Origin of the sequence: Rhodococcus sp. IEGM 1381, assembly GCF_030056795.1 — a bacterium.
Classification (GTDB): domain Bacteria; phylum Actinomycetota; class Actinomycetes; order Mycobacteriales; family Mycobacteriaceae; genus Rhodococcoides.
In genome coordinates this window covers 65,736-87,701 of sequence record NZ_JASHKQ010000007.1, presented here as the reverse complement: position 1 = coordinate 87,701, position 21,966 = coordinate 65,736, and the positions used below count along the sequence as shown (strand labels likewise).

The 21,966-nt window shown below is 64.7% G+C and carries 22 protein-coding genes and 1 riboswitch; of the genes, 13 read left to right on the top strand and 9 right to left on the bottom strand.

Annotated features, from left to right (window positions below; genetic code table 11):
• The first annotated feature begins 14 nt into the window (after positions 1-14).
• The gene (locus QM797_RS16925; RefSeq protein ID WP_283276813.1) at positions 15-776 is read left to right on the top strand and encodes an SDR family NAD(P)-dependent oxidoreductase; all 762 of its coding nucleotides are present in this window, start codon (positions 15-17) and stop codon (positions 774-776) included.
• 6 nt (positions 777-782) lie between these two features.
• On the opposite strand, the gene QM797_RS16920 is transcribed toward QM797_RS16925, so the two are convergent.
• The 3 genes from QM797_RS16920 to QM797_RS16910 form a co-directional block, all read right to left on the bottom strand.
• Complete coding sequence (locus QM797_RS16920) at positions 783-2,045, bottom strand: cupin domain-containing protein (RefSeq protein ID WP_283276812.1); 1,263 nt, start codon at positions 2,043-2,045, stop codon at positions 783-785.
• Entirely contained in the window at positions 2,042-2,299 is a 258-nt protein-coding gene (locus QM797_RS16915; protein ID WP_283276811.1) for a BatC protein, read from the bottom strand. Before QM797_RS16915 ends, QM797_RS16920 begins: the two co-directional genes overlap by 4 nt.
• 97 nt (positions 2,300-2,396) lie before the next feature.
• The gene (locus tag QM797_RS16910) at positions 2,397-2,561 is read right to left on the bottom strand and encodes a hypothetical protein (protein ID WP_283276810.1); all 165 of its coding nucleotides are present in this window, start codon (positions 2,559-2,561) and stop codon (positions 2,397-2,399) included.
• Between the two features lie 44 nt (positions 2,562-2,605).
• Here QM797_RS16910 and idi point away from each other — a divergent pair, with 44 nt between their 5' ends.
• From idi to gcvP, 12 genes are all read left to right on the top strand, one after another.
• Entirely contained in the window at positions 2,606-3,223 is a 618-nt protein-coding gene (idi, locus tag QM797_RS16905) for an isopentenyl-diphosphate Delta-isomerase (protein ID WP_283276809.1), read from the top strand.
• Positions 3,224-3,233: 10 nt separating this feature from the next.
• Positions 3,234-3,869, top strand: a complete 636-nt coding sequence (locus tag QM797_RS16900) for an NUDIX hydrolase (protein WP_283276808.1) — start codon at positions 3,234-3,236, stop codon at positions 3,867-3,869.
• A 60-nt stretch (positions 3,870-3,929) separates the two neighbouring features.
• Complete coding sequence (locus QM797_RS16895) at positions 3,930-4,532, top strand: CDP-alcohol phosphatidyltransferase family protein (protein WP_283276807.1); 603 nt, start codon at positions 3,930-3,932, stop codon at positions 4,530-4,532.
• A 32-nt stretch (positions 4,533-4,564) separates the two neighbouring features.
• Entirely contained in the window at positions 4,565-5,425 is an 861-nt protein-coding gene (locus QM797_RS16890; RefSeq protein WP_283276805.1) for a DUF881 domain-containing protein, read from the top strand.
• Between the two features lie 80 nt (positions 5,426-5,505).
• Positions 5,506-5,865: a small basic family protein gene (locus QM797_RS16885; protein ID WP_037174229.1), complete on the top strand. Its 360-nt coding sequence runs from the start codon at positions 5,506-5,508 to the stop codon at positions 5,863-5,865.
• A gap of 3 nt (positions 5,866-5,868) precedes the next feature.
• Positions 5,869-6,618, top strand: a complete 750-nt coding sequence (locus QM797_RS16880; protein ID WP_283276803.1) for a DUF881 domain-containing protein — start codon at positions 5,869-5,871, stop codon at positions 6,616-6,618.
• Positions 6,619-6,658: 40 nt separating this feature from the next.
• On the top strand, positions 6,659-7,063 hold the full coding sequence (gene gcvH / locus QM797_RS16875; protein WP_283276802.1) for a glycine cleavage system protein GcvH: 405 nt from the start codon (positions 6,659-6,661) through the stop codon (positions 7,061-7,063).
• A gap of 212 nt (positions 7,064-7,275) precedes the next feature.
• Complete coding sequence (gene odhI / locus QM797_RS16870; RefSeq protein ID WP_057479400.1) at positions 7,276-7,773, top strand: oxoglutarate dehydrogenase inhibitor Odhl; 498 nt, start codon at positions 7,276-7,278, stop codon at positions 7,771-7,773.
• Positions 7,770-8,507 (top strand): transcriptional regulator FtsR, encoded by a 738-nt coding sequence (gene ftsR, locus QM797_RS16865; RefSeq protein WP_032377954.1) that lies wholly within the window; start codon positions 7,770-7,772, stop codon positions 8,505-8,507. Before odhI ends, ftsR begins: the two co-directional genes overlap by 4 nt.
• A 97-nt stretch (positions 8,508-8,604) precedes the next feature.
• Entirely contained in the window at positions 8,605-9,078 is a 474-nt protein-coding gene (locus QM797_RS16860) for a bifunctional nuclease family protein (protein ID WP_283276799.1), read from the top strand.
• 274 nt (positions 9,079-9,352) lie between these two features.
• Positions 9,353-10,030 (top strand): MerR family transcriptional regulator, encoded by a 678-nt coding sequence (locus tag QM797_RS16855; RefSeq protein WP_283276939.1) that lies wholly within the window; start codon positions 9,353-9,355, stop codon positions 10,028-10,030.
• 11 nt (positions 10,031-10,041) lie between these two features.
• A riboswitch (glycine riboswitch) is annotated at positions 10,042-10,139 on the top strand.
• A 194-nt stretch (positions 10,140-10,333) separates the two neighbouring features.
• Positions 10,334-13,186 carry an aminomethyl-transferring glycine dehydrogenase gene (gene gcvP / locus QM797_RS16850; RefSeq protein ID WP_283276798.1) on the top strand — a complete coding sequence of 951 codons (2,853 nt, stop codon included), beginning with the start codon at positions 10,334-10,336 and terminating at the stop codon, positions 13,184-13,186.
• Positions 13,187-13,246: 60 nt separating this feature from the next.
• Here the strand turns inward: gcvP and QM797_RS16845 are convergent, their stop codons facing one another.
• The 6 genes from QM797_RS16845 to QM797_RS16820 all read right to left on the bottom strand — a co-directional run bounded on the left by QM797_RS16845 (position 13,247) and on the right by QM797_RS16820 (position 21,778).
• Positions 13,247-14,386, bottom strand: coding sequence for a metallophosphoesterase (locus QM797_RS16845; protein WP_283276797.1), 1,140 nt, complete (start codon positions 14,384-14,386; stop codon positions 13,247-13,249).
• Between the two features lie 3 nt (positions 14,387-14,389).
• On the bottom strand, positions 14,390-16,054 hold the full coding sequence (locus tag QM797_RS16840; protein ID WP_283276796.1) for a substrate-binding and VWA domain-containing protein: 1,665 nt from the start codon (positions 16,052-16,054) through the stop codon (positions 14,390-14,392).
• 67 nt (positions 16,055-16,121) lie between these two features.
• Complete coding sequence (locus QM797_RS16835; protein ID WP_283276795.1) at positions 16,122-18,296, bottom strand: malate synthase G; 2,175 nt, start codon at positions 18,294-18,296, stop codon at positions 16,122-16,124.
• A 64-nt stretch (positions 18,297-18,360) separates the two neighbouring features.
• Entirely contained in the window at positions 18,361-19,275 is a 915-nt protein-coding gene (locus QM797_RS16830; RefSeq protein WP_283276794.1) for a 3-methyladenine DNA glycosylase, read from the bottom strand.
• Positions 19,276-20,406: a hemolysin family protein gene (locus QM797_RS16825; RefSeq protein ID WP_283276793.1), complete on the bottom strand. Its 1,131-nt coding sequence runs from the start codon at positions 20,404-20,406 to the stop codon at positions 19,276-19,278.
• Positions 20,399-21,778: a hemolysin family protein gene (locus tag QM797_RS16820; RefSeq protein WP_283276792.1), complete on the bottom strand. Its 1,380-nt coding sequence runs from the start codon at positions 21,776-21,778 to the stop codon at positions 20,399-20,401. The genes QM797_RS16825 and QM797_RS16820 overlap by 8 nt, the downstream gene beginning before the upstream one ends.
• Positions 21,779-21,966 lie beyond the last annotated feature (188 nt).

The window sequence follows — 21,966 nt, the reverse complement described above, 5'->3', positions numbered from 1 at the left end:
GGAGATTCACGTACATGTCGATCTTGGACAAGTTCCGCCTCGACGGCCGAGTCGTCATCGTCACGGGCGCATCCTCCGGTCTGGGCGTTGCCTTCGCGAAAGCAGTTGCCGAGGCCGGGGCGGACGTCGTGCTCGCCGCACGCCGCGTGGACAAGTTGGCGCAGACCGCACAGCTGATCGACAGTGTCGGAGGACGTTCGATCTCCGTCGCAACCGATGTGGTCGATCCCGACCAGTGCACCGCGATGGTCGACGCCGCAGTGGCAGAGTTCGGCAAGGTGGACGTGCTGATCAACAACGCCGGAGTCGGCACAGCCTTCCCAGCGACCCGCGAGACTCCCGAGCAGTTTCGCTCGGTGATCGACATCAACCTGAACGGGTCGTACTGGGCAGCCCAGGCGTGCGGACGGGTAATGGCACCCGGCAGTTCGATCGTGAACATCTCCAGCGTGCTCGGGCTGACTACTGCGGGCCTACCGCAGGCCGCCTACAGCGCAAGCAAGGCCGCAATCGTCGGGCTCACCCGCGACCTCGCGCAGCAGTGGGGCGCACGAAAGGGGATCAGGGTCAACGCGATTGCGCCGGGTTTCTTCCAGAGCGAGATGACCGACAGCTTTCAGCCCGGGTATCTCGATTCGATGGCACCACGAATGATCCTGGGCCGCAAGGGTGACCCCGAGGAACTGGCCGCCACCGCGATCTGGCTCGCCTCCGACGCCGGGGGATACGTGACGGGTCAGACCATCGCAGTCGACGGTGGAGTCACGATCACCTGACGGCTGCTACGGCGCTACCGCCACCGCAATCCCCTCGCGGATGAGTCTGCGCGCAACCACCAGCGCATCGTCGGGGTCGAGGCCCGGCATCGAATCGAGGCGGCACGAAGAGCCCTTCATCAGGCTCTCGATCGCGTCGGCGCACTGAGACGGCAACGTGACCGTTTTGTTCCGAAGCACCATCGAGACGCCGTCCTTCGTGTGCGCGATCCGCGCGAAGATGCCGGGCCGCAATCGAATCGAATCCTCGCCCCGCAACGCTCCCATCGCGCCGATGCTTGCCAGGGGGCGCACCGGGTCCGGTCGGACGAGGTCGTCGTGACGATCTGCGACGCGTTCGGCGAGTCGACGTACCGCGTCGGGGTTTCGGTCGAGTTCGTCGAGCGCGGCGCGCATGGCGTCCAGAACTCGGTGTACATGCGGAACGATGGACTCCGGGTCGGAGTGGTCGAGGCCGGCGGGCAGGGGAGCACGCAGACTCTCGACGTCGCCGAGCGTCTTCAGCACGTGGTGGGCGAGGTCGTAGTCGTTGTACGACGCGACGCCGATGGTCAGGTGCACGGTGGTGTCGCCGAGCGCTTGCGCCGAGTGGATCCACCCGCGCGGCAGGTACAGCACATCACCGGGCTCGAGAACGATGTCCAGGTCGGGAGTGTTCGATGCGTGGTCTTCGACGGCCGACCGTCGGTCCGACCACGGTTGATTGTTCAGCGGATGCACGTGCACCGGCGAGTGAATGCTCCACCGCTTGGTCCCTGCGATCTGTACGACGAACACATCGTGCACGTCGTAGTGCGGCGAAAAGCCTTGCGACGCAGCTGGTGTGACATACGAATTCACCTGCACTGGATGGCCCAGCTCACGAACGAGATCACCGACGAAATGAATCAGGGGAGGCCACAGTCGATGCAGGCCTTGAAGAACCAGCGTATTTCCGGCCGCGAAGGCTCCCAGCACCGCTGCGGAGTCGACCTGGTCCGTCACCTCGGCACCGAACCCGCCGGACGCCGTGAACTGCGACTTGTCCAGCAGCTGACCATCTTTGGCCATCCGCACGAATGGGGCGCGTACTCCGCGTTCGGAGATCAGTTCGTCGACCGCGTCGAGCGTCATCAGATCGTCGAAGGAGTCGGAAAGATCGGCGGATCTGGTCAGCTTGGGAGCAACGCCCCAGAACCGGTCTGCGAACGTTCCGAGGTCGATACCGGTGAGACGACGGAGCGCGGACCGGTGACCCGATCCGCGCTCGCCGCTCGACTCGGTGCTCAAGCGGTACCGTCCGCACCGCCGTCGTGCCCATTGGGGTTGGAACCGCCGTCGGCTGGGCCTTCGCCTGCTCCTGCGGTGCCGTCTGCTCCGCCGTCATGGCCGTCGGGGTTCGATCCGCCGTCGGCTGGGCCTTCGCCGGCTCCTGCGGTGCCATCTGCTCCGCCGTCGTGACCGCCGGGGTTCGATCCGCCGTCAGCGGGGCCTTCACCTGCGGTTCCGCCTGTGGTGGTGATGTCGTCGTCGTTGATGCTCATCGAGGTCCTTCCGGTCGTGGAGGTTCGTGTGCCCGCGCGGCGCGAGAACATCGGGGGTATTGACGCAAACTCTGTTCTTCAAACAGCGCGGAGGGGTTCAGGCGGAATCTTCGGCAATTTCCGGTGCGTTCTCCCGCGTCGCCATCCCGCCGCCGCCCCCGCCGTCCACCGGTCCGGGTCGGCCGCCCTTCGGCGAATCAGGCGTGGTCGATTTCTTGTCGACGGTCGGTGTCTCGTCGCCGGCGTTCTCTGTGCGTCCCATGGTTCGACAGTAGACCGTGAATTCGACCGTGGGACCATGGAACGATGGATCGATCACCGGCGCAGCACGTGGTGTTGCTCGACGACGAAGGCCGAGCTGTCGGCACACAGGACAAGACGACCGTGCACACGCTGCAGACGCCGCTGCATCTGGCGTTCTCGAGCTATGTGGTCGGATCGGACGGGGCGGTACTGCTCACGCGTAGGGCGTCGAGCAAGACGACCTGGCCCGGCGTGCTGACCAACACGTGTTGTGGTCACCCGGCCCCCGGGGAAGAACTCGCCGATGCGGTGCTGCGCCGGATCGGCGAGGAGTTGGGCCTGCACGCAAGCACGGCCGAACTGGTTCTTCCGCACTTTCGGTATCGGGCCGTTATGGACAACGGCATCGTGGAGAACGAGATCTGTCCCGTCTATCGCGTGCGGGTGGACGAGAGCGCGGGGCTCGACCCCGACCCGCTCGAGGTGGACGAAACCCTGTGGGTGTCGTGGCCGGAATTCTCTGCCGGCGTGCTCGACGGAACCGTCGACGTATCACCCTGGTGTCGAACACAAGTGGAACAATTGTCGATTCTGGCCGACGACCCGCTCGGCTGGCCGGTTGCCGCCGACGACCTGCTTCCGCCCGCCGCCCGCCGCCCGCCGACATCGCCAGGGCTCTAGTGTTCGTGCTGTGAGTGACGATACTTCCGCTGAGTCGGCCGAGGACCTGCTCGATCGGCGTTCCGTCGCGCGCGAACTCGCACGTTTCACCCACCGCACCGCCGAGGCCGACGGCCTGCGCGCCGCTGCGGTGGCCGTCGCACTCGGCGGAGCGCCGGGGGACCGGCGCATGCTGCTGACGAAGCGGCCGAGTCGATTGCGCGCACACCCGGGCCAGTACGCCTTGCCGGGCGGCGGCGTGGATCCAGGTGAATCCGCGATGCAGGCGTGCTTGCGGGAATTGCACGAGGAGCTGGGCATTCGTGCTGTTGCGGCCGACGTACTGGGCAGGCTGGACGACTACGTCACCCGATCCGGTTACGTCATCACCCCGTTCGTCGTGTGGGTGGGTGACTACTCGTCCACGTTGCGCCCCAACGAGGACGAGGTATCCGAGGTTTTCGAGGTGACCGTCGACGAACTCGACGTCGACGCGCAGTTCGTATCGATTCCCGAATCCTCCCGCCCGGTGATTCGATGGCCGTACCGAACCGGAGCGATCCATGCTCCGACCGGCGCAATCGTCCATCAGTTTCGCGAGGTGGCGCTACACGGTCGACACACCCGAGTCGCCGACTTCGAACAGCCCGTGTTCGCGTGGCGCTAACGTGGCCGCAGACTCGGCCCGAACGCACGACGAGCAGAAGCGACAGGAGGTGACGGTTCGGTGACGGACAACCATGAGCTCGAAGTATCCGATCGCATCGCGACCGTTCCGAACCTGCTCAGTGCCATCCGGCTCGCCGGCGTTCCCCTGTTCCTGTATCTCCTGCTCGGCCCGGAAGCCGACGGATGGGCGTTGGTCATTCTGCTCGTCAGCGGCGGAACCGATTGGCTGGACGGCAAACTCGCTCGCATGCTCGGGCAGGCATCGAAGTTGGGTGCCGTTCTCGATCCGTTGGTCGATCGGCTCTACGTCGTCAGTACCCTGGTCGCCTTCGTTCTGCGCGGCATCATTCCGTGGTGGGTGGCAGCGATACTGATCGGGCGCGATGCTGTGCTCGGATTGACGATGTTCGTCTACCGACGTCGATCTCTACCTCCTCCGGACGTCATCTACCTCGGCAAGGCCGCAACCTTCGTCGTCATGATCGCGCTGCCGGTGCTGCTGGTCTCTGCGGGCACCAGTTCGGTGGCCGACGCGGCAGGACCACTGGGGTACGCCTTACTCATCTGGGGCACCGTGTTGTACTCCTGGACGGGTCTGCTCTACCTCGGCAAGGCCATCGCAGTGGCCAGGGCAGTCGATCCGACAGCGGCCGGCAACTGACGGTGGAGCCTGCGGAACGACCGGGGGCAGGAGTGGAGCCGGCGGAACGACCCGGGGCTCGGGTCAAGAGGAATCCTGTCCCGTCACTGCTGACCTCGTTGCTGACCGACCACCTCGATCCGGGATACGCAGCCGCGGCAGCCGAACGCACGGCGCAACACACCCGTAAGCCGCGAGTACCTGCAGCCTTGTGGTTGCTGACCGGTGCCGTCGTGGTCGGTCTGATATTCGGTGTCGCTCTCTCCCAGTTGGCATCCGGTGCTGCCGCGGTCGACCGCGCAGGTGCCGACGCGTCGGCCGCCGTCAGAGCTGCCCAGGGCCGAAGCGGCGACCTGGAATCGACGAGAGACGAACTGGCCGAGGAGGTATCGACCGAACGCGATCGAGCGCTGCAGTCCGATGCCGCGGGCAGTGCGCTGCTGGACCGATTGAGTGCCGTCGAATCCGCAGCGGGTATCGACACGGTGACGGGTCCGGGACTGTCCGTCGTTGTCACGGAGCCGACGAGTGCGAACGGTTCGTCGGCTCGCACGGGCTCGGGCGCTGCAGTGCTCGACCGAGATATCGCCGCAATTGTCAACTCGCTGTGGGCCAGCGGCGCCGAGGCGGTGTCGGTGGACGGCATTCGAGTTGGCCCGAACGTGACCATCAGGCAGGCCGGAGGGGCCATGTTGCTGGACAACCGCCCGATCGACTCGCCCTACGACATCGAGGCGATCGGACCCCCTCAGCGTATCCAAGTTCAATTCGTCGTCAGCGACGCGTATCTCCGGATGAGCACTGTGGCGCAGTTGTACGGTGTCGGGTTCTCGGTGCGTCCGGCCTCCGATCTCGAACTCGGTCCCGCCGCTGTGAGAGAGTCGTTCGAGGCAGAGGAGGCAGGCCCACGATGACGGAGCACGACCCGACGACGGCCGTACCGGCCGAGCAGGACGACGAGGCAACAGACGCCGGCACTACCGTGGAATCCCCGATCACCACCACTCACGGCGCGTACGCCATTGCCGCTCTCGCCGCCCTGATCGCTGGAGTGGTCATCGGCACGGTTGCCGGACCGCAGGTGCCCGCAGTAGTCGCGCCCTATCTGCCGATCGCCGTCGTCGCTGCGATCGATGCGGTATTCGGTGGTCTGCGTGCGTTTCTCGACGGAATCTTCGACGCCAAGGTGTTCGTCGTCTCCTTCGTCTTCAACGTCCTCGTCGCCGCCTTGATCGTGTGGCTCGGTGATCAGCTCGGAGTGGGAACGCAGTTGTCGACGGCCATCGTCGTCGTTCTGGGAATTCGTATCTTCGGCAATGCAGCGGCTCTTCGCCGCCGTCTGTTCGGCGCGTAGGAGATGACGGCTCGGACCGGGCGGCACGGCCGGCGCGCTCGAGCCCTGGATACAGATCGACGCAGGCGCGGAACGGCGTTCGGCATTCTTGCGCTCGCCCTGTTGTGCATCCTCGGAATCGGTATCGCCACTCAGGTGCGAGAGACGAGTACCTCCGACAATGTGGAGAGTTCCCGGCCGGAGGACCTGTTGGTCGTGCTGGACACCCTCACCCGGCGCGAGGCGTCGATTCGCGACGAGATCAGCACACTGCAAGCCACGTTGGCGACTCTGCGCCAGTCCGGCTCGGGATCGGAGGCAGCAGTGGCAGAGGCACAGGAACGATTGTCCGCGTTGTCGATTCAAGTCGGTACGGTCGCTGCTCAGGGCCCGGGTGTGACCGTGGTCGTCGATGACCCGAATTCGGGCGTCGGGTCCGAGGTATTGCTCGACGCCATGCAGGAGTTGCGTGTCGCCGGTGCCGAGGCTCTCCAGATCGAGGGTGGCGACAGTGCCGTCCGCATCGGCGTCGATTCGTGGATCGCGGGGCCTGCCGGTCGGGTGGTGGTCGACGGCCGCGAATTGCGAGCCCCGTACACGTTCACGGCAATCGGAGACTCACCCACGCTGGCGTCGGCGCTGAACATCCCCGGGGGCGTGGTGGACACCGTCACTCGCAACGGGGCGTCCTCGAAGATCACGCAGTCGGACCAGGTCACGGTCTCCGCCTTGCGGGATCCGCGCCCGCGTCAATACGCTCAGCCCGGTAACTGACCGCCCGATCGCCCGGGCCACGATCGAAGGGAATGCCGCGTTGAGCGACATCGACACACCAGCTGATCTGTACTACACGCCCGAGCACGAGTGGGTGCAGCGCACGGGCCCGGCGGCAGTGCGAATCGGTATCACCGATTTCGCGCAGTCTCAGTTGGGGGACGTGGTGTTCGTTCAGCTTCCGGCTGTCGGCGACACCGTCACCGCGGGTGAGTCTCTCGGAGAAGTCGAGTCGACCAAGAGTGTGTCCGACGTGTTCAGCCCGTTGACTGCGAAAGTGATTGGCGTGAACCAGGATTTGGACGCCGAACCGGAGAAGGTGAATTCGGGACCGTACACCGGGGGCTGGCTGATCGACCTTGAGGTTTCGTCGCCGGAGGAGTTGGACGCGGCACTGGCGCAGATGCTCGATGCTGCCGGATATGCTCTCATCACGGCCGAGTGATCGGCCGGCTGTCGACACCTGCCAACCGGCCACACGGTCCACACTGCGCAGGGTACGGTCGACACCGAGCGAATACCCTGTCGGGGCGAAGGTCCAGCAAGCTGTACAGACGTAAATAGAACCAGGCGCAACGCAACACCAGATGTGAAGACCATGTACTGCGTTACCCGCGGCGTGTACTGCCCGGGTGAACGGACTGAGAAGGAGTAACGGTGAGCCAGAACGACAACGACAGCAACTACGGGGAGTCGCCGGCAGAGACCACCTCGGTCTTCCGCGCAGATTTCCTCCAGGAGCTGGACAACTCCGCGGCCGCCCAGAGCACCGAAGCTCCGGTCTCGGGTGTCGAGGGGCTGCCTGTCGGTGCCGCTCTGCTCGTCGTCAAGCGCGGCCCCAATGCAGGATCGCGGTTTCTGCTCGACCAGCCGACCACCTCCGCCGGACGGCATCCCGACAGCGACATCTTCCTGGACGACGTCACCGTCAGTCGTCGGCACGCCGAGTTCCGGCAGGACGAGGACGATTTCCAGGTCGTCGACGTCGGCAGCCTCAACGGCACCTACGTCAATCGGGAGCCGGTCGACTCCGCAGTTCTGGCCAACGGCGACGAGGTGCAGATCGGTAAGTTCCGGTTGGTGTTCCTGACCGGACCGCGGGGCGGCAACGGATCTCAGGTCGGCGACACGTCTGCGGGTGCAGGAAGCCAGTGACCGCCGTCGGGCAGCAGTCCAACGGGGGGATGTCGATTGGCTCCGTCCTCGATCGACTTCGGCCCGACTTTCCGGATGTGACGATCTCGAAGATCAGATTCCTCGAAGCCGAGGGTCTGATCTCCCCGGAACGCACTCCGTCGGGCTACCGACGGTTTTCCATTGCAGACTGCGAACGGCTGCGATTCGTTCTGACCGCCCAGCGCGACCAGTACCTGCCGCTCAAGGTGATCAAAGAGCAACTCGAAGCTATCGATCACGGTGTTGCAACTGTCGAGCGGGCCGACGCATCGGTCAAACGGCCGCGGTCTCTGACGCTCGCCGCGGGTGAGGTGTCGCCCGAGGAGTTCTTGCCGGACCGTGAGGTGCGGATCAGCAAGGCCGACCTTCTGGCCCAGGCCGGTATCGACGATGCGTTCCTGACCGAGCTGTTGCGGAGCGGGTTGATCACTCCCGGGCAGGCCGGCTTCTACGACGACGGTGCCGTGACGCTGGCACGTACGGCACACGCGATGTTGCAGTTCGGTCTCGAAGTGCGCCACCTCCGTGCCTTCAAACTCGCGGCGGACCGCGAGGCGGGTCTGGTTGCACAGATAGCCGGACCGGTCGCCAAGGGCCGCGACGCCGGTGCGCGTGATCGCGCGGAAGAAATGATTCGAGAGCTCGCGGCGTTATCGTTGACGTTGCACACCTGTCTGGTCAAAGCGGCGGTGCGCGGTGCACTCGACCGGTGACGCTCGCTCGCGTCTGTCCGACTTCCAATAGACTCGGCTGCGACGAGCTGAACGAACGAAGTGCAGCCCGGATTTCATGAGGTGAGAGGCAGACACGATGAGTGAGATGCGTGTGGTCGGTATTCGTGTCGAACAGCCGCAGAATCAGCCCGTGCTGCTGCTGCGTGAGGCCGATGGTGACAGGTACCTGCCGATCTGGATCGGTCAAACCGAGGCTGCTGCAATCGCTTTGGAGCAACAAGGTGTCCAGCCTGCCCGTCCGCTCACCCATGATCTCGTCAAGAATTTGATCTCGGCATTGGGTCGCGAGCTCAAGGAAGTGCGCATCGTCGACCTTCAAGAGGGCACCTTCTACGCCGATCTCGTGTTCGACAAAGATGTCCGAGTGTCTGCTCGGCCGTCGGATTCCGTCGCCATCGCACTGCGCGCCGGGGTACCGATCTATGCCGAAGAACCCGTGCTGGCCGAGGCCGGCCTGATCATGCCCGACGAGCGTGAGGACGAGGTCGAGAAATTCAAGGAGTTCCTCGATTCGGTGTCGCCGGACGACTTCAAGGCCACCGACGGGTAACAGAAGAGTCTCAACCTCAACTTTAGGTTCAGGTTTACGGCGCGTTGCGTTGAATCTGCGCGATCGTCCCCATAACGTTCGTGCCAGTGAAGTTCATCGCCGCCGCTGGTCGGATTCGGTGCAGTTTCGCGCCTCTCGCGCACCTGGCGAGGCGTACTCTGGCCTGGTACACGGTATGACTTCACGCGAGTACACCGAGGCGTTCACGTGCCCCGGACGGATCGCAGTACTGACTCGATCCGAACGCAGTGAGACATCCGAGAGGGAGCAGTCAGTGGGAGATCAGCCGCAGCAGCACGACGGCAGTCGAGAGTCCGAAGCCGCAGGCCGGACCGAGGACGCGTCCGTCTCCGATGCTCGGGTCGACACCCCCGACCAGGCGTCGAACGTCCGGGTCGACACACCTCAGGACTTTCAGCCGGGATTGTTCCCCGATGATTCGGTACCCGACGAGCTCGTGGGTTACCGAGTGCCCAGTGCCTGCCAGATCGCCGGCATCACCTACCGCCAGCTCGACTACTGGGCCCGCACCGGGCTGGTCGTCCCGTCCATTCGCGGTGCAGCAGGCTCAGGCAGTCAGCGGCTGTACTCCTTCAAGGACATGCTGGTTCTCAAGATCGTCAAGCGGCTGCTCGATACCGGTATCTCGTTGCAGAACATCCGCGTCGCCGTCGATCACCTACGCCAGCGCGGAGTAGGCGATCTCGCCAACATCACCCTGTTCTCGGACGGCACGACCGTGTACGAGTGCACGTCCGCCGAAGAGGTGGTCGACCTACTTCAGGGCGGTCAGGGCGTGTTCGGTATTGCGGTGAACGGCGCGATGCGCGAGCTCACCGGCACCATCGCCGACTTCCCAGCCGAACGAGCCGATGGCGGTGAAAGCCAGCCGAGTCCCGAAGACGAGCTGGCCTCGCGCCGCAAGAATCGCGCGAGCCGCAAGACCGGCTAGACTTTCCTCGTCGCGCCCGTGCGGGAGAGTTCCGAGGCAGCCAGTCTCGGACGCCGAAGGAGCAATACCTCCCCGTCAATCTCTCAGGCACACGGACCGTGTGGGCTTCGACAACTCTGGAAAGTGGTGGGAGTACCCACCCGCCCAAGGGGAAAGGTGCCGGCGCAGTCGTAAAAACGCGCCGTGTCCAACCGAATCTCTCAGGCGCACGCGTCAGCGGGCACACGACAGAGGGGGAGGAGCGGCCGGCGCGTATGCCTCGGTCGTCCGACGCCTCGTCTTTTCGGCACCTGGGAGAACATCGTGACCTACCGAACTGCCTCGTCCGCACACACTTTCGTCGATCGACACATCGGGCCCGACGCGACCGAACTGGTTCGCATCCTCCACACCATCGGCGTCGACAACCTGGACGAACTGGCCCGCAAAGCAGTGCCTTCCTCGATCCTCGACACCGTGGTCGACGGCGTGCCCGACGGATTGGCGACGCTCCCGCCGGCTCTGAGTGAGCACGAGGTACTGGCTGCGTTGGCTGACCTCGCCGGGCAGAACACCGTCGCGACGTCCATGATCGGCCTGGGTTACTACGACACACTCACTCCGCCGGTGTTGACCCGAGGAATCTTGGAGAATCCTGCCTGGTACACCGCGTACACGCCGTACCAACCCGAAATCAGCCAGGGCCGGCTCGAGGCGTTGCTGAACTTCCAGACCATGGTCGCCGATCTCACGGGCATGGATGTGGCCAATGCGTCGATGCTCGACGAGTCCACTGCGGCAGCCGAATCCATGACTCTGATGCGACGCGCGAACAGAGCGTCGAAGTCGCCGCAGCTGCTCGTCGATTCCGATATCTTCCCGCAGACGGCCGCTGTTCTCGCCACTCGCGCCGATCCGCTGGGCATCGAGCTGGTCTACGCCGATCTCGCCGACGGCCTGCCGGACGGAGAGTTCTTCGGGGTGTTGACGCAGCTGCCCGGTGCGTCCGGCCGACTGGTCGACCACACGGCCACCATCGAGGCGGCGCACGAGCGGGGTGCCTTGGTTGCCGTCGGCGTGGATCTGCTGGCAGCCACCATGGTGACTCCACCCGGTGAGATCGGCGCGGACGTCTGCTTCGGCACCACCCAGAGGTTCGGGGTTCCGATGGGATACGGCGGGCCGCACGCCGGGTACCTGGCGGTGCGTTCCGGTCATTCCCGTCAGCTTCCCGGACGACTCGTCGGGGTGTCGCTCGACGCGGACGGCCACCGGGCCTACCGATTGGCGCTGCAGACCCGTGAGCAACACATCCGCCGCGAGAAGGCGACATCGAACATCTGTACCGCTCAGGTCCTGCTGGCCATTGTCGCCGCAATGTACGCCAGTTATCACGGCGCAGACGGATTGCGCGCCATAGCAACTCGGGTCAATATGCACGCTCGATCCCTGGCCGCCGGCCTGCAGGAGGCAGGCGTCGAGGTGGTGCACACCGACTTCTTCGATACCGTCCTCGCGGCGGTTCCCGGTCGCGCGCAGGCCGTCACCGACGATGCCAAGCAGCGCGGGATCAATGTGCGAATGGTCGATGCCGATCACGTCGCAGTCGCGTGCGACGAGGCGACGTCGTCCGACGCGATCTCGCGCGTGCTCTCTGCGTTCGGTGCCGAGCCCGCCGGCTCCGGTGCCGAGTCGGTGCCGGCGAACTTGGCTCGCACGTCGGAATACCTCACGCATCCGGCCTTCACTCGGTACCGCACCGAGACGGCGATGCTTCGTTACCTGCGCGCACTGTCCGACAAGGACATTGCCCTCGACCGAAGCATGATCCCGCTGGGCTCGTGCACGATGAAGCTGAACGCTACCGCAGAGATGGAATCGATCACCTGGCCGCAGTTCGCCCGCCAGCACCCCTTCGCTCCGTCTTCGGACGTGCCCGGCCTACTGCGCGTGATCGACGACCTCGAACGGTGGCTCGTCGACATCACCGGCTACGACGCAGTGAGTCTGCAACCGAACGCGGGAAGTCAGGGCGAGTACGCGGGGCTGCTGGCCATTCGTCGGTACCACCTCGCCAATGGCGACGCCGAGCGTGTCGTGTGTCTGATCCCGTCGAGCGCCCACGGCACCAACGCGGCCTCGGCCGTGATGGTGGGCATGCGCGTCGTGGTCGTTGCCTGCCGCCCCAACGGCGACGTCGATGTCGATGATCTTCGAGCCAAGATCGCAGAGCACGCCGATACCCTCGCCGCGATCATGATCACCTACCCGTCCACGCACGGCGTCTACGAGCACGAGATCTCCGAGATCTGTGCGGCGGTGCACGACGCCGGCGGCCAGGTGTACGTCGACGGTGCCAACCTCAACGCTCTCGTCGGACTCGCGCGCCCGGGCCGATTCGGCGGCGATGTCAGCCATTTGAACCTGCACAAGACGTTCTGCATACCGCACGGCGGCGGCGGTCCCGGGGTCGGGCCCATCGGTGTTCGATCGCACCTGCAGCCACATTTGCCGGGACACCCGTTGGCACCTCAGCTCGGGTCGGGACCGACGGTGTCCGGCGCTCCGTACGGCAGCGCATCGATCCTGACGATCACCTGGGCTTACATCGCGATGATGGGTGCGACGGGCCTCCGGCAGGCGACGTTGACGGCGATCGCCTCGGCCAACTACATCGCGCGCCGCCTCGACGAGTACTTTCCGGTGCTCTACACCGGCGACAACGGGATGGTTGCGCACGAGTGCATTCTGGATCTGCGAGGTCTGACCAAGGACACCGGCGTCACCGTCGACGATGTCGCGAAGCGGTTGGCAGACTACGGGTTCCATGCGCCTACGATGAGTTTCCCGGTGCCGGGAACTCTGATGGTCGAACCCACCGAGAGCGAGAACCTCGAGGAGATCGATGCGTTCTGCGATGCGATGATCGCCATCAGGGGAGAGATCGATCGCGTCGGATCGGGCGAATGGACGGCCGAGGACAACCCGCTGCGAGGCGCACCGCACACCGCTCGGAGTCTGGTTGCCGAGTGGGATCACCCGTATTCACGGGAACTCGCTGCCTACCCGGCGGGCTACGACCGTCCGAAGGTATGGCCCGCGGTGCGACGCATCGACGGTGCCCACGGTGACCGCAATCTGGTGTGCTCGTGCCCACCGATCGAGGCGTTCGCCTGAGCCGAGAACAGAGCCCGTCACGTCGCCGTGGCGGGCTCTGTTGTGTCCGCTCCCGATTGTTCAGCCCCGGGTGAGTTCGAGCATCGCGATCTCGGGCGGAGCAGCGACGCGGACCGGAGGACCCCACGCGCCCGCACCCCTGGTGGTGTACAACGTGGTGTTGTCGATCGTGTCCAGGCCCTCGACACTCGGCTGCTGTAGCGGCACCAGGTACCGGATCGGCCATATCTGACCCCCGTGTGTATGCCCGGAGACCTGCATGTCGACTCCGAAGTCCGATGCCTCCACCGCCTGCAACGGCTGGTGGGCCATCAGCAACACGAAGCGGTCGGGATCGATCCCCTCCAATGCCGCACCGAGATCTGGTTCGTACGGCGCAGGGGCAGTGGCGTCGTTGATGCCGGCGAGATCGATCGCGGCGTCGCCGCGAGTGAGGGTTGTGCGCTCGTTGCGTAGGACGTCGATTCCGAGCGTCGACCACAGATCGAGCCATTCACCGCCGTCTCCCGCGTAGAACTCGTGATTGCCGCTGACCGCGAACACACCCAACGGGGCATCGAGGTCGCGCAGGGGTTCGAGATCGGGCCCGACCAGCTCGACTGTGCCGTCGATGAGATCGCCGTCGAGCAGAACGAGATCCGGTTTCTGGGCGTTGACCGAATCGACGACCTTGCGCACGAAGTCCGCACCGCGGGAGGGCCCGGCATGGATGTCGGACACCAATGCCACTCGCACGCCGTCGAATTCGGCCGGTAGCCTCTCGAGCGCAACGTCGGTGTTCGTCACGCGCGGGGTCGCGGCCTCGACAAGTCCATACCCCACTGCGACGACGCTGACGAGCGCAGTGATCGCTGAACCGACCCTCGACACCCGCAACCGTGCAGCGGCCGAATCGCGGCGCATCATCGCGAAGACAACTCGAACGACGGTGCAGACTAGCCCGACGAGCACCGTTCCGAGGAACAGATACAGCACCACGGCGAGCCAGGTGAGGCCGACGAACGCCGGGCCACGAGCCCAGGACGGATCGAACACGACACCGCTACCGAACCCGATCAGCGCACACAGCCACAGCAGTAGCAACACCACATCCGCCGGTCGCTTCAGCCGAGTCGGTGCCCTGGTGACGTACAGGAACCGCCAATGCAGAAAGAGGGTGACGAGAAGCAGGAAGACGCCGACAAAAATTACACGAGACATGTTCTAGTACAGCAACTTTCCGAGTCGATCGATGAGGTCGGGTGAATCCGATGTCGACACTGCTTCCACAGTGCCGCCGGTGCGGGCTGCGATGTCGTCGAACGAGGAGGTATCGGAGTTGTCTCCGATACGCACGATGTTCACCGCCACCGGACGCGCCGGATCGGCCGCGGAGGTCAGGTCGGTGAGCAACTCCTCCTTGGACAAGGACGAGTCATCCGATCCGTCGGTTATCAGTACGACGGAATTGACGCGGCCGGGAACGTATCCGGCCACGGCGTCCAGATACGCGACCAGTAGGGACGCATACGTGAACGACCCGGTTGCCGGCGTCAACGCCGCCGCGGTGGAATCGAGTGCAGCACGTCTGGGAGTCGTTCCAACCGGAACCGCCATCGGTCCGGTCGGAACGTCCACTCGGAAAGGCAGCGAGTTGTTCAGATTTTCGCTGAAGCTCCACAGACCCAGCTCGGTGGAGTCGGGCACGCGCTCGAACTGCTCGCCCAGTGCGCGAACGGTGTTCTGCAGTCTTGTCGCGCCGCCTTCTGCCGTACCCATCGACTCGGAGACGTCGAGCAGAACGGTGGCGCGTCGTGGCAGGACAGGATTGCGCAGCACGGCGAGCAGTGCATCGGCAACTGGTCCCGAAGGTGGGGCGACAACCCCCGCGTACTCGGACTCGTCGACGTCGAACCCGGCGTCTCGGAGTGTCTGCGCGCCATCCGCCTGACGTACGAAGTCGACGAATGTCGCAGCGGCTCGGGTGGACGTCTCGTCGCCGCTGAGGACGACGGCTGGATGATCGGCGACAGGCGTCGGACCCTGCGGTCGAACCGCGGTCAATGTCGACGAATCGGTCGACGCCAGTTGCTGTTCGGTCACCGGAACCGCATGGACGGCGGCGTCGGGGCCCGCCGCGTTCTCGAGGCTCGCCAGGGCGTCGTACGTCGTCGACGTGGACAGCGCGGCGGCTTTCGTATCGGTGACGGCCAGCTCCGACATCGCCGAAACCAGCTCTCTCGATGACACCTGCTCGACGGTCAGCGGCGTGGTCGGGTCGCCCCGAATGCCGGCTGCGATCGCAGCTACCGCGAGAGTGGTTGCGCCGGTGTCGGAACCCGTCGGGACAGCGAGACGGAGCCCGCCCCATTCACCCAATCCGAGAGCCTGTGGGTCGCGTTGCAGCCGGACCAGGTCGGCCCAGCTCGAGCCTGCAGCGGTGACGGCGTCGGCTACGGCGGTCGGGGCCGCGAGTACCACCGGGCTGGACGCCAGCGACCGCGGAGTGCCGTCGATGGATCCGCGCGCGGTCACGGCCTCGACGTCGGCCGTGGACTGAGGTATCCACAGGCCCGGTCGGTCACCGAGCGCACCGACATCCCAGGAGTCGATACCGGAATTGAGAGCTGACCGCACCACGTCCGAGGCCGTTGCTCGAACCTGCACTCTCACACAGTGATCCCGTACCACCGGAGCGGTTGCGTTGAACCGCTCGGCCAATTGTTCGACAGGCCCGGAGACGTCGGGATCGGCGGCCACAGTGAGCACCGCCGACCCCTCCACACACTGGCTCGCAGCTTCGACACCTTGATCGGAAATTCGATCTCGCAGCTGAAACCAACCGAACACGGCCGCGACGATCACCGCGATCGCGATCACGACGATCACGGGTCCCGCTGCTATGGACCGCCCGCGCCCTGTGTTCCGATGTTCACCCACGTGATCGACAAGTCCGTCAGGCGTTGACGGCCTTGTACTCCCGTCGGCGGCGGTGCAGGATCGGCTCGGTGTATCCGTTGGGCTGGCTCGTGCCCTGGAAGATCAGATCGCTTGCGGCCTGGAATGCGATGTTGGTGTCGAAGTCGGGAGCCAACGGCTTGTACGTCGGATCCGATTCGTTCTGACGGTCGACCACCGGGGCCATCCGCTTCAGCGACTCGCGCACCTGTTCCTCGGTGACGATGCCGTGCCGCAGCCAGTTGGCGATGAATTGGCTCGAAATGCGAAGCGTCGCACGGTCTTCCATTAGTGCGATGTCGTGGATGTCGGGAACCTTGGAGCACCCGACGCCGTGGTCGATCCACCGCACGACGTAGCCCAGAATCGACTGCGAGTTGTTGTCGAGTTCGTTCTGCTTCTCCTCGTCGCTCCAGTCGGTGGACGGAGCCAGAGGAATTTCGAGAATGTCGTCGACGGTGGCGCGCTTGGCCTGAGCGATCTCGTGCTGACGGGCGAACACATCGACCTTGTGATAGTGCAATGCGTGCAGCGTCGCGGCCGTGGGGGAGGGGACCCACGCCGTATTGGCGCCGGCCTTCGGGTGACCGATCTTCTGCTCGAGCATGTCGTGCATCAAATCCGGCATGGCCCACATACCCTTACCGATCTGCGCCTTGCCTTCGAGGCCGGCGGCCAGGCCGGTGTCGACATTGAAGTCCTCGTAGGCGGCGATCCACTTCTCGCCCTTCATCGCGCCCTTGCGGACGACCGGGCCTGCCTCCATCGAGGTGTGGATCTCGTCGCCGGTGCGGTCGAGGAATCCGGTGTTGATGAACACGACGCGCTCGGACGCCGCCTGGATGCACGCCTTCAGGTTGACCGTCGTGCGGCGTTCCTCGTCCATGATTCCGACCTTGAGCGTGTTGGTCGGCAGTCCCAGAACTTGCTCGACACGGCCGAACAACTCCGCGGTGAAGGCGACCTCGTCCGGTCCGTGCATCTTCGGCTTGACGATGTACAGCGAACCCGTGCGCGAGTTGGACAGCACGTTGTCCGCGGTCAGCGAATGCAGACCTGCGAGCGAGGTGAACAGCGCGTCGAGGATGCCCTCGGGGACCTCGTTGCCGTCGGCGTCGAGGATCGCGTCGGACGTCATCAGATGACCGACGTTGCGGACGAACAACAGTGAGCGACCGTGCAGCGTCAGTTCGGAACCGTCGACCGAGGTGTACGTGCGGTCCTTGTTCAGCGCGCGGGTGAATGTCTTGCCGCCCTTGGAGACCTCTTCGGTGAGATCGCCCTTCATCAGTCCGAGCCAGTTGCGGTAACCCAGAACCTTGTCGTCGGCGTCGACTGCGGCGACCGAATCCTCGAAGTCCATGATCGTGGTGACCGCCGACTCGAGGAGCACGTCCTTGACGCCCGCTCCGTCGGTCTTGCCGATCGGGCTCTCGGGGTCGATCTGAATCTCGAAATGCAAGCCGTTGTGCACGAACAGGATTGCCGATGGTGCGTCGGCGGCACCGTGGTAGCCGAGCAACTGCGAAGGGTCTTTCAGACCGACCGTGCTTCCGTCCGTCAGTGTCACCGTCAACGATGCGGCGTCGACGACGTAGCCGGTGGTGCCGACGTGCGAGCCGGAGCTCAACGGCAGTGCCTCGTCCAGGAAGTCACGAGCGAAGGCGATTACCTTGTCGCCGCGAACCTTGTTGTAGCTCGATCCCTTCTCGGCGCCGTCGGCTTCAGGAATGGCGTCGGTTCCGTAGAGGGCGTCGTAGAGCGATCCCCAGCGCGCGTTGGACGCGTTGATCGCAAACCGGGCATTGAGCACCGGCACCACGAGCTGCGGACCGGCTGTGGTGGTGATTTCGGTGTCCACTCCAGCCGTGGTGATCTGGAAGTCTGCCGGCTCGTCCAACAGGTAGCCGATCTCTTTGAGGAATGCTTTGTATGCGGCGCGGTCGTAGTTCGGGCCCGCGTGTTCGCCGTGCCAGGCGTCGACCTTGCCCTGAATCTCGTCGCGAACCGCCAGCAGAGACTTGTTCTTGGGAGCGAGATCGGCGATCACCGACGCGGCACCGGCCCAGAAGGCGTCGGAATCTACATCGGTACCCGGCAGCGCCTCCTTCTCGACGAAATCGAATAGGACCTTGGCGACCTGAAGTCCACCAGCCTGCACACGATCGGTCATGAATTCCTCACTCTTTCCGGTCTCGGACACCGATGACGGTGTCCCCACGACAACGATGTCGATGTTACTCGGCAGTAAGTCCGTCTCCGAACTCGCCGCCGATCAGTAAATTCTGGCACCGAGCCATCAACGCCGAGCGTAGAGGTGCCGCTTCGGTCGACAGTTCCCCCTGCGCGCGCACGTATTCTGCTCGCCCGGCCGCGGTCTCGATCCGAATGGGTTCGAGGTCGTAGTCGCTCAGATCGTAGGGACTCGCCCGCATATCGATCGTGCGCGCGTGCAGCGCCAGCTCGAAACAGTCGGTCAGAAACTCCGAATCGATCAACGGACCCAGCTTGTAGCACCACTTGTACAGATCCATGGAGGCGTGAATGCAACCGGGCTGCTCGGACCCAAGGCGCGACTCCGGGGAGAGCGTCAGCGCGTTGCGCGGTGTGGCGTCGGGGGTGAAAAACCGGAAGGCGTCGTAGTGGGTGCACCGCAACGTCATCGAATCGACCACAGCATCGGTTCCGTCACGGCCGAGGCGCAGTGGCACCTGCTCGTGCCGCTGCGCCGAGATTCCTCCGCGGTAGACCATCGCCCACTCGTGCAACCCGAAGCAGCCGAGCAGGGGTGCTCGCTCGGCCGTGGCGGTCAGCAGTCCGAGGATGAATTCGATACTCGAGCGGCGGCGCTCGACGAGATCGGACCGCACCCGGTAACCGACGCCCCAGTCGGTCTGCACCTGTTCGTAGGACGCGAACTCGGCGTATTCTCCTGCACGGTCACCGGTCAGAACGATGCCGTGACCCGGATTCCACCGGCGCAGTTGACCAGGTCGGTGACTGTAGTAGGTGAACAGGAAATCCAGCACCGGATGGGTGTTGCCACGTCCTCGGCCGGTCAAATAATCACCGACGAGGTTCTCGACCCGCGCCGTGTGCGCATCCCGTCTGGTTGTCCACTCCGCTTCGATCAGCGACGCCGGGCCGGACATTTACGCGTTCCGCTGGGGAGCGCTCGACGAATTCGATGCAGATTGACCCGGCCGAGGTCCGGCCACGCGGTGCGTGCCGTCTCGAACGGTACCGACGAATTCCTCGACCAAGTCTTCGAGTGCAACGATCCCGACAGTGGCCCCCGTCGCGTCGTGCACGGCCCCGAGGTGGCTACTGGCGCGTCGCAATTTGGTCAGTGCGTCGTCGAGCACCGTGTCGATGGAGACGACGGGTAGTGCCCGAACGTCACTTCGCGGGATGACCGTGTCCGGTCCGGCCGACTCGTCGGCCATGTCGTCGAGAACGTCCTTGAGGTGTAGATAGCCGACCAGCGCGCCGGCCGCGTCGCGGACCGGGTAGCGCGAGAAACCGGTCTCGATGACGGCGCGTTCGACGGAGCCCAGTGTGGGTCCGAGGTTGTGATCGGGCCCGGACAACTCGATGCTGCGAACCTGATGGGAAGGGATCAACACCTCGCCGACCGTCCGACCGGACGTCTCGAGCGCCTGCCGCAGTCTGCGGTGCTCCTCGGCGTCGATCAGTCCTTCGGATCGTGACTCGCCGATCATCTGCGACAACTCCACCGCCGAGACCGAGGAACTCAGCTCGTCCTTGGGCTCGATACGCAGCATCCTGAGCGTGAGATTGGCGCACAGGTTGTAGAACGAGATCAGCGGAAGCGCGACCTTGATGAACACGAGGTGGATCGGCACCAGAATCATGGCGGTGCTCTCCGGACCCGCGATCGCGATGTTCTTGGGAACCATCTCGCCGATCAGGATGTGCAGTACGACCACGAGAGTCAACGCGATGGCGAAGGCGATCGGGTGCAGGAACGATTCGGGGATTCCGACGGCGTCGAGGGGGACCTCGATCAGGTGGGCCACCGCCGGCTCGGCTACCCGGCCCAGAAGAATCGAGCAGATCGTGATGCCGAGCTGGGCAGCGGCGAGCATCTGCGACAGATTCTGACCGGCCTCGATGACACTCTGTGCGCGTTTCTTACCCTGCGCGAGCAGCGCTTCGAGTCGATCGCGCCGAGCGGAGATCAAAGCGAACTCGGCTCCGACGAAGAATGCATTGCCGGCCAGCAGGAGAACAGCGAGGCCGACTCCGAACAGGTCACCCATCGATCTCTCCCTCCGATCTCATTCGAGCCACCGTTGCGGCGTCGACGGGCAAGAGCAACACCCGATCTATCCGACGACCGTCCATGCGGATCACCCGTGCCACCCAGCCGCCGTCTCCGTCGAGCGGATCCTCGCTCGACGGCGGCGGCAGGAGAACCGCGTCCCCCTCGCTCGGGATGCGTGCCAACTCGGAGAGAACCAGGCCACCGATGGTTTCGTACTCACCCTCCGGCGCGGAATAGCCGGTAGCCGAAGCGACTTCGTCGATACGTAGTAGGCCGGCGCAGTCCCATCCCTCGCCGGAACGCGAGACATCGAGTTCCGGCTCGTCGTGTTCGTCGCGCACGTCACCGACGATCTCCTCGATGAGATCTTCCATTGTCACCATGCCTGCGGTACCGCCGTACTCGTCGACGACGAGCGCCACCTGCATGCCGTCGGCCCGCACCCGTTCCATCACCGCGTCGCCGTCGAGGCTCGACGGTACGACGGGAACATCACGTGCCAGGGACTCGACCGTTGTCGAACGCCGGAGCGCTCCGGCGACGGTGAACGCATGCTTGATGTGGACGACGCCGACCGTGTCGTCCAGATCGCCGTCGACCACAGGGAAGCGTGAAAAGCCGGTACGCGCCGCAGTTTCTATCAGATCTGCCACGGTCGAGTCGGTGGCGAGTGTCTCGATCTTGACTCGTGGTGTCATCAGCTCCTCGGCTGTGCGATCGCCGAACTGCAACGACCGATCCACCAGTCGAGCCGTGTTCTCGTCGATAGATCCCTGCCGTGCCGACGTCCGCACGAGCGAACCCAGCTCCTGTGGCGACCGCGCCGATCTGAGTTCCTCGGCCGGCTCGATTCCGAGTCGTCGAACGAGCCAGTTGGCAGAGCCGTTGAGCCCGTTGATCGCCCACTTGAAGACCAGCGAGAACCCGGCCATCGCGCCTGCGGTGACGCGGGCCGTCGACATCGGTTTCGCGATGGCAATGTTCTTCGGGACCAACTCACCGAAGATCATCGAGAACGAGGTGGCCAGGATCAGCGCCACGGCAAGTGAGATGCCCGACGCGAGCGTCTCGGACGCGCCGAGCGCATCGGCCACCGGACGGATGAAGCCGGCCAATACCGGTTCGGCGAGATAACCGGTGATCAGAGTTGTGATGGTGATGCCCAGCTGAGCACCGGAGAGTTGGAACGACAGGGTCTTGTGGGCGTGCAGAACCTGGCGCGAACGCATGTCGCCGTTCTCGGCCTGAGACTCGACCGCACTGCGTTCCAAGGCAGTGAGGGAGAACTCGGCCGCGACGAACAAAGCGGTACCGGCCGTCAAGGCGACGAAGCCGAGAAGACTGACGATGGTGAGAAGAGTCGCCATGTCTCAACTCCGTCCGAGCCGGGGCCGTCGAAGCTGGGACAAGAGCATCGCACCGCCGGACTGCGCGCGGCTGCTGAAATCGGTGTCGCCGGGTTTCTCTCCCGGCTCGATAGAGGATCCCTCCGAAGTGGAACTCTCGTCGTGCTGCTCTGCAGTTGCCGGACCGGCAACCGAAATAGTGGGTGCCT